General features: G+C 40.9%; 9 protein-coding genes. 2 read left to right on the forward strand and 7 right to left on the reverse strand.

From position 1 onward, the window contains the following. A partial coding sequence (locus NIES593_RS22990; protein WP_175561223.1) for a recombinase family protein occupies nucleotides 1-332 on the forward strand: 332 nt, incomplete at its 5' end. Then, nucleotides 332-1,540: an RNA-guided endonuclease InsQ/TnpB family protein gene (locus NIES593_RS22995; RefSeq protein ID WP_073601781.1), complete on the forward strand. Its 1,209-nt coding sequence runs from the start codon at nucleotides 332-334 to the stop codon at nucleotides 1,538-1,540. The genes NIES593_RS22990 and NIES593_RS22995, both read left to right, overlap by 1 nt. Before the next feature lie 194 nt (nucleotides 1,541-1,734). Here NIES593_RS22995 and NIES593_RS23000 read toward each other — a convergent pair whose 3' ends face one another. The 7 genes from NIES593_RS23000 to NIES593_RS23030 form a co-directional block, all read right to left on the reverse strand. Beyond that, a complete protein-coding gene (locus tag NIES593_RS23000) occupies nucleotides 1,735-2,529 on the reverse strand; it encodes an aminotransferase class IV (RefSeq protein ID WP_073601782.1) in 795 nt (264 codons plus the stop codon). Nucleotides 2,530-2,613: 84 nt separating this feature from the next. After that, nucleotides 2,614-3,765: a hydrogenase formation protein HypD gene (hypD, locus tag NIES593_RS23005; RefSeq protein WP_073601783.1), complete on the reverse strand. Its 1,152-nt coding sequence runs from the start codon at nucleotides 3,763-3,765 to the stop codon at nucleotides 2,614-2,616. Continuing rightward, nucleotides 3,765-4,541 (reverse strand): hypothetical protein, encoded by a 777-nt coding sequence (locus NIES593_RS23010; protein ID WP_073601784.1) that lies wholly within the window; start codon nucleotides 4,539-4,541, stop codon nucleotides 3,765-3,767. The genes hypD and NIES593_RS23010 overlap by 1 nt, the downstream gene beginning before the upstream one ends. Before the next feature lie 175 nt (nucleotides 4,542-4,716). Continuing rightward, on the reverse strand, nucleotides 4,717-5,202 hold the full coding sequence (locus tag NIES593_RS23015; protein ID WP_073601785.1) for a hypothetical protein: 486 nt from the start codon (nucleotides 5,200-5,202) through the stop codon (nucleotides 4,717-4,719). Between the two features lie 174 nt (nucleotides 5,203-5,376). Continuing rightward, a complete protein-coding gene (locus NIES593_RS23020; RefSeq protein ID WP_073601786.1) occupies nucleotides 5,377-5,625 on the reverse strand; it encodes a HypC/HybG/HupF family hydrogenase formation chaperone in 249 nt (82 codons plus the stop codon). Nucleotides 5,626-5,691: 66 nt separating this feature from the next. Beyond that, nucleotides 5,692-8,118, reverse strand: a complete 2,427-nt coding sequence (gene hypF / locus NIES593_RS23025; protein ID WP_073601787.1) for a carbamoyltransferase HypF — start codon at nucleotides 8,116-8,118, stop codon at nucleotides 5,692-5,694. A 407-nt stretch (nucleotides 8,119-8,525) separates the two neighbouring features. After that, complete coding sequence (locus tag NIES593_RS23030) at nucleotides 8,526-8,708, reverse strand: hypothetical protein (RefSeq protein WP_073601788.1); 183 nt, start codon at nucleotides 8,706-8,708, stop codon at nucleotides 8,526-8,528. Nucleotides 8,709-8,934: the final 226 nt, after the last annotated feature.

Genomic DNA, 8,934 nt, shown 5'->3' on the forward strand with positions numbered 1-8,934 from the left:
GCTATCAGATAGTAGAAATAGTAAAAGAAATAGGTAGCGGAGTTAATGATAACCGCAAGAAACTTACTACAATACTGCAAAACGATAATTATCATCTTATAGTAGTTGAACATAAGGATAGGCTCACCCGCATAGGTTTTAATTACCTTAAAGTTTTACTTAATCAGCAAGGTAAAGATATAGAAGTTGTCAATCTTGCTGAAGAAGAAACAGAAGATATAATGCAAGATTTTATCTCTATCATTACTAGTTTCTGCGCTCGGATTGATGGTCCAAGAAAAAGAAAACATAAGACTGAGTGCATGATTAAATGCTTAGAGGAAGAAGAATAATGCGATTAGTAGAGCGACACATCATAAAGCGATCGCATCGTTCTTTTAAAGAGATAGATATGATGGCGTTTAAGTCTAAGAATCTCTTTAATTCTGCGCTTTATATATGTCGTCAAGCGTTCTTTGCTAAAGAGCAGATACCAGGATTTAATAGACTTTATCATCAATTGAAAGCTAGTGAGGATTATAAAGCTTTACCTAGTAAAGTAGCTCAATTAGTTTTTAAACAAGTAGATCAATGTTTTAAATCTTATTTTGAAGCAAAGAAAGCTTGGCTGGCTGACCCTAGTAAGTTCTTAGGGGAGCCTAAATTACCTAAATATAAAAATAAAGATAAAGGTAGAAACTTATTAGTCTTTAACAATCAAGCATTCTCTAAGACTTGGTTAAAGAAAGGGTATATCAATCCTTCTGGTTTAAACCTCAAGCTAAAGACTAAATTAACCAAGATAGAAGAAATCAGAATTATTCCCAAAGGAAATATTTATGTTGTTGAAGCCGTTTATTCAAGACCAGAAACCTCCTTAGTCAATGGGGATAAAATAGCCTCAATAGATATAGGATTAAATAATTTAGCTACTGTCGCTAGTAACGATCCTAGTTTTAAACCATTTATTGTTTGTGGTAAAGCTCTTAAAGCCTGTAACCAACACTACAATAAAATCAAATCTAAGCTTCAATCATTATTCCCCAAGAATCAGTACACCTCAAGGCGAATAGAAGCGTTAACACTAAAACGCAATAACAAAGTGGATTATTACCTCCATACTGCTAGTAGTTTTATTATTAAGCAACTAGTAAGCCAAGGCGTAACACACCTAATTATTGGTAAAAATGATAACTGGAAGCAGAATATTAACCTAGGTAGAAAAACTAATCAGAACTTTACTAATATCCCTCACGCACGCTTTATTCAGCAATTAGAATATAAAGCTTCATTAGCTGGGATAGGAATAACAATAACTGAGGAAAGTTACACTAGCAAGTGCAGTTTCTTAGATTTAGAACCAATCAAGAAACAAGAGAGCTATTTAGGGAAAAGACTTAAACGAGGTTTGTTTAAATCGAATAGCGGTAAATGTTATTGTGCCGATTTAAATGGTGCATTAAACATAATGAGAAAAGTAGTTGGGGACTCTATCTTTGATAGAAACTCAATAGAGAGGCTTGTAGTTAGCCCTTTAAGGTTTAAACCTTATCAAGCTTGAGTAGATATTTGTCTACAAAATTAGTAACTATAGTTTTTAATACATTACAAGAGTTTTTAATACATTACAAGTAATTATTGGGCTAGTTACCTTATATTACTTAGTGGAAAAGATTACCCAATAAAGCCTGCAAAACAAATATTGCGCGATCTAGCTTCAGGTTCATATGAAAATAAGTTAAGCCTAATTTAATATTAAGTTAAAAAATAACTCCGTAAATGTTCTAATGCCAAGAGATTGCGATTGAGAAACTGTTTTCCCAAGGGATGAATAATGAGTGAAAAGGGAATAATTTCCATGACGCTATTACTATAAGCGATCGCTTCCAAGTCTCTGACAAATTCTGGAGTCCATCGATTTTGTTTGACGGGGATATTTTGAGATTGCAACCACTCGATTAACTGCGATCGCGCGATCCCCGATAAAAGCTTTTCCTCTAGGGCGGGAGTCCACCAACATCCTTCTTTCCATCCCCAAAGATTTCCTGTACTGGTTTCTAGCCAATTGCCCGCTTCATCGAGCAAAATAGCCTCTTTTGCTCCTAATTTTTGCGCTTTTTGTAGGGCAAGCCACGCACTTAAATAATTACCCGTTTTATAAGCGGCTAGAGAACGTCTATATAGCGATTCATCGGCTACCCATCCGACAATTCCTTGTTGCTGACGTTCTTTTAAATCCACAGGTAGCGATCGCCCAATAATCCATTCTCGTCCATCGGCAAAAATTGCGATTCTCAGAACGGGATAATATGTAAGTAAGATTTCTGCTCCCTGTCGCAGCCGTCTCCAGTCGGGCAACTGCCACTCAAACGCTTGGATGCTATGGCGCAGGCGATCGCAGTGCAATTGCCAATGCGTCAGGGGACGATCTAGGGAGCGATCGTAAACGCGCAGCGTAGTAAATACTGTCGCCCCATAAAGCAATCCGGGATCGTCGATTCCAATCGATAACGAGTCACCTTCAATTAACTCTCCGTCATACCAAAACATTTAACTCTTTTTTTCAGCGGTTTGCCAGAATGTCGATCGATATGTAATTTCCTCCTTATTTATTTTGTTGTATTCAAAAGGATTTCAGGCAGATACTTTGTTGGTTTTAGCCGCTTTAGCAAGCGTAGAAAGGCGACCGTATTTGTAATAGGCGGCACAAGCGCCTTCCGAGGACACCATACAAGTTCCTATAGGCGTTTCGGGAGTGCAAGCCGTGCCAAAAACCTTACATTCCCAAGGTTTCAAAACTCCTTTGAGGATTTCCCCGCACTGACAGGCAACCGAATCGGCAACTTTAAGATTGGGAACGCAAAACTTGACTTCTGCATCAAAATATGCATATTCTTCCTTGATTTTCAATCCTGATTCTGTAATCTCTCCCAGTCCCCGCCATTCAAACTTGTCTCGCACTTCAAAGACTTTGCCCATGGCTTCTAGGGCAACGCTGTTGCCGCCTTCTTTAACGAGGCGAGTATATTGGTTTTCTACTTCGCAGCGACCTTCGATAATTTGTTTGAGAAGCATCCAAATCGATTGCAGGATGTCGAGGGGTTCAAATCCAGAAATGACCAGAGGTTTGTGGTATTTCTTGGCAATAATTTGATAGGGTTCTATCCCGATAATCGTGCTGACGTGACCGGGACCGATAAAGCCATCGAGTTTGAGGTCGGGATTGACCAGGAGGGCTTCTAGGGCGGGAACGACGAGGACGTGATTGCAAAAGAGGCTAAAGTTGTGGATGCCTTCTGCTTCTGCTTGCAAGACGGTTAAAGCGGTACTGGGGGCAGTGGTTTCAAAGCCAATCCCGAAGAAAACGACTTCCTTATCTGGGTTTTCTTTAGCAATGGGCAAGGCATCTAGGGGAGAGTAGACCATGCGAATATCTGCGCCTTCTGCTTTTGCTTGCAGCAAACTCTTTTTGGAACCGGGAACCCGCATGGCATCGCCAAAGGTAGTAAAGATTACGTTAGGATGTTCGGCAAGCGCGATCGCAGCATCTAATCGTCCCCTCGGCATTACGCACACCGGACAGCCGGGACCGTGAATTAGTTCAATTGTGTCGGGTAAAGCTTCTTCAATCCCGTATTTAAAGATGGAGTGGGTATGACCGCCGCAGATTTCCATCAGCTTCAACGGTTCTTCTGGCGTTCTTTCTAAAAGTTCGCTTAATCGTTTAATTTCTTCTAATAAAGCTTTAGCTTTTTGCGGATCTCTAAATTCAGTTACGTATTTCATTATTTTTTCTTCCTTTTAAAAAGATTATTTGGTGAAAGAAGATTTGTAAATAAATTAATAATACTTTTGGACTTAGGGCGTTTTTTCTCAACTGATTGCCGCTCGAGCTCACTCTTTACTTTGTCAACAATTTTTATAACAAATGTTTGTGAGCGCATAACATAAGCTAATATACACCAAGATATTCCATGCAGTATTAACACAGATTTCAGACTGAACTCATTCGTATTTCTGCTTGGGGAAAAAGTCGAAAGTATTCCTATTTTTATCTTGCTTGGGTCGTCAATTTTAAATAAAATTGTAAGCAAAATTAACAATAACCCTAAAACCCAAACTGAGAGTGATATAATCCTCCAAAATCGATAGGAGATTCTATCTTGTCGGTTAATTTTTCTGATTCTTAATTCTTCATTATGGTCGCAGAGCAAAAAGCCATGTTTAAAAACATGATTAATATCTGAATATGTTATCCTTCCATTTGCTGATTCAAATAGTTTAGTTATTTTTTCTCTGAGATGCTTTTCAGCCTTAATTCCTGTGGTTTGTTGAAAGTATCTTGAATATAGCTCTTCTTGTACTGCTTGTCTCGTCTCTCGATCGAGATCTCCTTTAAGGAGATTTTCTAATCTTGTCACCTTTCTATTTAAAAGACGATCGACAAATTCATAAATATCTTTTAATCTAAATACAAAAATGAGTAACAAAGCAGAAATAATCAACCGAATATTCTCATTTTCTTTTAAAATATTTAAAATTTCTTTAAGGATATCAGTCATTTAAGCCCTCACACATAATTCAACTTTCAATTAATTAATACATGTTGATTCATCGATACTCTTAATTTCCCATCAACCCGATAATTTAATTTTATCTGTCATTTCTTTTGCTTTTTGCGATCGCGTCATTTTGGCAGTTAGGTGGGCAATGCCCACCCTACAATTACTACAATTACTACTCATCTTCTTCTGGAGGTTGCGTTAAGACTTCAAAAACAGTCGTCGCGCAGGATTCTCTTTTCTCATCTATTTGTTTCACTCGTTCGGTAATTTCTTTTGCTTCTTCTATTTTTCCCAATCTAGCTAGTAGAAATCCTTGAGCGGCATAAGCATTTAAATACATTCTGATTGGCGGCTCATTTTTTTGTTGTGCTAAAATTGGTTGAAGTTTTTCCCATTCATCTGGCAAGTTATTCTCTTGCTTGAGTTTTTTACTAACTTTTTCGGCAATTTGTATTGCCATTTCTGGATTCTTTTTATAGAAAAAGAATCGATATGAACCCACCAAAACATCTATATTATCTTCAGCTTTTGCCAATGCTTCGTTCACATATTTTTGTGATTCGGCTGTATTTTCCCAGTTTTCGGAGGCTAAAACTAACAGGTTTTTAATATCCTCTGGAACGTCGTACCAGGAAAATTGCTGTTCGGTGGTTTGCATTTTGAGAGACTCCGGTATTAGTTAGTAGTTAGTGGTTAGTTGTTAATTGTTTGCGATTAATTTATCTACTCCAATACACCTACAAAATTTTTTGATAACTGTACGGGCGGGTTTAGTTCGATTCCTCTGCAACAAAATTATCACCTTGATAATTAAACCCGCCCCTACCGATCGCTATTCGATCGCTGCTGCCATTTCTGCTAACATTTCTAATGTTTCGGCTGCTTCTTGTTCGTCAAGGCGATTTAAGGCAAAACCGACATGAACTTGCACCCAATCGCCGACGCAGGATTCGATAGGATGCTCGTCATCAACAATGCAGGCAATGTTAACTTGTCGTTTGACTCCCCCAATATTGACCATTGCTAATTTGTGGGCAGCATTGGTAATTTCAACAATTTGACCGGGAATTCCTAAACACATACGATTTTGGATTTTGGATTTTAGATTTTGGATTGATAATTTTCTTGCCCTATTTTCTTTTGAGTTTTAAAGGGATCGGGCGGCTGCGATCGCGACTTGACCGAGAGACAATCCTCCATCGTTGGGCGGCACTTTGCCGTGCGTCAGAACTTGGATTCCCATTGCTTGCAAGCGATCGCCTACTTCGACTAACAGCAGTCGATTCTGGAATACGCCGCCAGTCAGGGCGACTCGATCGATCTTTTCTTCCCCGTAACGAATGCGATCGACCATAGACGCGATCGCGTTAGCGAGTCCTCGATGAAACTTGGCAGCCATAACCTCTTGAGGAGTACCTTGCTTTAAGTCTTCCAAAAGTGCTTGCCACATCGGACGAGGTTCTAGGTAGGGAAGAGGCGATTGTCCCCCATCTTCTAGATTAGCGATAGTAAAGGGATAACCCTCGATTTCTTCAGAGTGAGTTAATATATAAGATTCGGCTATGGCTTCGAGTGCGATCGCGCCTTGTCCTTCATAGCTACATGACTCTCGACATATTCCTATTGCCGCCGCCACTGCATCAAACAAGCGCCCGCCCGAAGACGCAAGGGGCGAGTTGATGCCTTTTTCGATCATTTGGTCGAGGAGAATTAGAGGCTTTTGTTTGAGGAATGTCAAAAGTTCTAGATTTTCTGGCGGTAGTTCTGCCCCAAACGCAGCTTTCAAATGAGCATAAGTATTGCGCCAAGGCTGATAGATTGCCTGTTCTCCTCCAAGCATCGCCACGGGTTTGAAAGTCCCTAGCCTTTTATAGCCTCGGTAATCGGCTAAGAGAAATTCTCCTCCCCACAATGTACCGTCTTCCCCGTAGCCCAACCCATCTAAGGCAATGCCTAACACTGGCGGCGCATTGATAGGTAAATTATTTTCTGCCATGCAAGCGGCAACGTGGGCGTGATGGTGTTGAATGCCAGACAATTTTAGGGAATTGGCAGCGGCTAATTCTTTGCCAAGTTTGGTAGAGAGGTATTCGGGATGGAGGTCGATCGCGATCGCGGTTGGCTGATGCTCTAGTAAACTCAAATAGAGATCGAGTGTTTTTTTATAGGCTTCAGAAGCAGCAACATTCTCCAAATCGCCAATGTGTTGAGAAAGAATAGCTTGTCCATCTCGTAGCAAACAGAAAGTATTTTTTAGTTGACTGCCCATTGCTAGGACGGGCGGAATGTCTTTAAATCCTTCTGGTAAATTGATGGGCGCAGGCGCATAACCACGGGCGCGGCGAAGGATTTGGAATCGATTTCTTGCATCATGGGAATTAATACCGATAATGCAAACGACTGAATCATCGACGCGATTTACAATATCTCGATTGTGGAATAGAAAGTAATCTGCAATTCCTGCTAACTTTTTGCGGGCATCTTCGTTGTCGATGCATTGGGGTTCGTCGGATAAGTTACCGCTAGTGAGGACGATGGGAATTTCTAGTCGCTTTAGTGCCAAATGGTGTAAGGGAGTGTAGGGAAGCATAAAGCCCAAGTAATTTTGACCGGGCGCGACAGAAGGGGCAATGGGATTTTGGATTTTAGATTCATCGCTTTGATTGTCTCGTTCTCTTTTTTGTAAGAGAACAATCGGGGCGGCGGGACTTTCAAGAAGTTCTCTTTCTGCCGCACTTACGAGGCAATATTTCTCGATAATGTTAATATTCCTCGCCATTAAAGCCAGTGGTTTGTCCGGACGGCGCTTTGAGTAACGTAGCTTTTGTACGACTGCTTCATTAGTGGCATCGCAAGCGAGATGAAAGCCTCCCAATCCCTTAATGGCAACGATCTGTCCCTGTTGAATAAGCGTACAGACGGCATCCACGTCATCTAGCATCGAGAACACATGAGCAGTGATTGGCTTCCCATCAGAACGTTCCAGCCATGCTTTAGGTCCGCATACCGGACAGGCAGTTGGTTGGGCGTGAAATCTGCGATCGCTCGGATCTTCATAATTTCTGATACAATCGGGACACATCTTAAACTCCGCCATGCTAGTATTGCCGCGATCGTAAGGCAGGCGTTTAATAATGCTCAGACGAGGACCGCAGTGGGTGCAGTTGGTAAAGGGATAACGATACCAGCGACTGAAAGGGTCAAAAATTTCGGCGCGACAAGCGGGGCAAGTGGCAGCATCGGCAGCGATTTCGGTGCGGATAGAAGTACTGCTACTCTCAGCAATAGTAAAATCGGTAAAAATGCGATCGCCCTCATAAGGATGGCGAATAATGGCTTCAATTTTTGCTAGAGGAGGACATTCGACACGCAATCTTTCTACAAAAGTATCGATCGCGTCCTGCTTGCCCGCCACATAAATCCATACCCCTTCGCCATCATTGCCAACTTCTCCCCGTAACCGACAATCTTTAGCCAGACGATATACGGTAGGACGAAACCCTACCCCCTGAACCGTTCCCCGTACTCGAATTTCTTCCACTATCTCTGCGTTCGTTGATTTGAGTCGAACCATCTCCTTCCCTCCTCTGCCTCTGGAGTGCCTGAAGCGCGACGACAGTCGCTATATGTCGGGAAACCCACCAACGCGCTGCCTCCTCTGCGTGAGATAAAATCCCAAACCCCATTTGAAGAAACTAGAATTAATACGCGATTATAGCGCTCGGATCATCTAATACCAATTTGAAATAAGAAGGCGACAGATGAATTTACAGAATTTAATCTTAGAAAGGGTTTCCCAATCCAAAATCCTTTCATCCGAAATCCAAAATGGTATAAATTTGTGCTTCTTGAAAATTGCCGACGGCTGTTAAGATAAACGCCGCTTTAAAGATTATTTTAGATCGCGATCGGTTTTTAAGCTTAAAGCAAAGATTCTCATTGTTTTTTTTAAATCAAACAATCTATCGCATCGCGATCGCATTATTTTTTTTCAATTCTTTTAATCAAGCTTTCCGCCATCTCAATTGCCATTAACATTAAGGCTTGCTCTTGTTGTCCGTTGCTTCCCTCATCGCTAACCCTGGCATAAATGTGTGGATTAGCTAACATTCCCGCTAGTAACTGAGCGGCAATCTGTTTGACTTCATTGGTTTGTGCTTCCATGGAATCTCCTATAGACAATGACAAAATCAATAGAAGTTGTGCTGTGATGCTTTTTATAGTCCACTCAACTTAAATAATTTATTGTAAATTGTATTTTTAAGCGGCTAAATTTAGCCTGTCCGATTGTTAAAGCAATCCGATCGAATCAGACGAAATTCTATTGCTTTTACAGGTTATACCAATTTTCAGGTTTTCGCGATCGACATTCTTCTCCCCTCTCCCAAAT

It is taken from the genome of Hydrococcus rivularis NIES-593 (assembly GCF_001904635.1).
Lineage (GTDB): Bacteria > Cyanobacteriota > Cyanobacteriia > Cyanobacteriales > Microcystaceae > Hydrococcus > Hydrococcus rivularis.

What these genes read in the sequence shown, in the direction of transcription:
- NIES593_RS22995 (WP_073601781.1), top strand. Translation starts at nt 332, where the DNA reads ATGCGATTAGTAGAGCGACACATCATAAAGCGATCGCATCGTTCTTTT.
- NIES593_RS23000 (WP_073601782.1), bottom strand. Translation starts at nt 2,529, where the DNA reads ATGTTTTGGTATGACGGAGAGTTAATTGAAGGTGACTCGTTATCGATT.
- hypD (WP_073601783.1), bottom strand. Translation starts at nt 3,765, where the DNA reads ATGAAATACGTAACTGAATTTAGAGATCCGCAAAAAGCTAAAGCTTTA.
- NIES593_RS23010 (WP_073601784.1), bottom strand. Translation starts at nt 4,541, where the DNA reads ATGACTGATATCCTTAAAGAAATTTTAAATATTTTAAAAGAAAATGAG.
- NIES593_RS23015 (WP_073601785.1), bottom strand. Translation starts at nt 5,202, where the DNA reads ATGCAAACCACCGAACAGCAATTTTCCTGGTACGACGTTCCAGAGGAT.
- NIES593_RS23020 (WP_073601786.1), bottom strand. Translation starts at nt 5,625, where the DNA reads ATGTGTTTAGGAATTCCCGGTCAAATTGTTGAAATTACCAATGCTGCC.
- hypF (WP_073601787.1), bottom strand. Translation starts at nt 8,118, where the DNA reads ATGGTTCGACTCAAATCAACGAACGCAGAGATAGTGGAAGAAATTCGA.
- NIES593_RS23030 (WP_073601788.1), bottom strand. Translation starts at nt 8,708, where the DNA reads ATGGAAGCACAAACCAATGAAGTCAAACAGATTGCCGCTCAGTTACTA.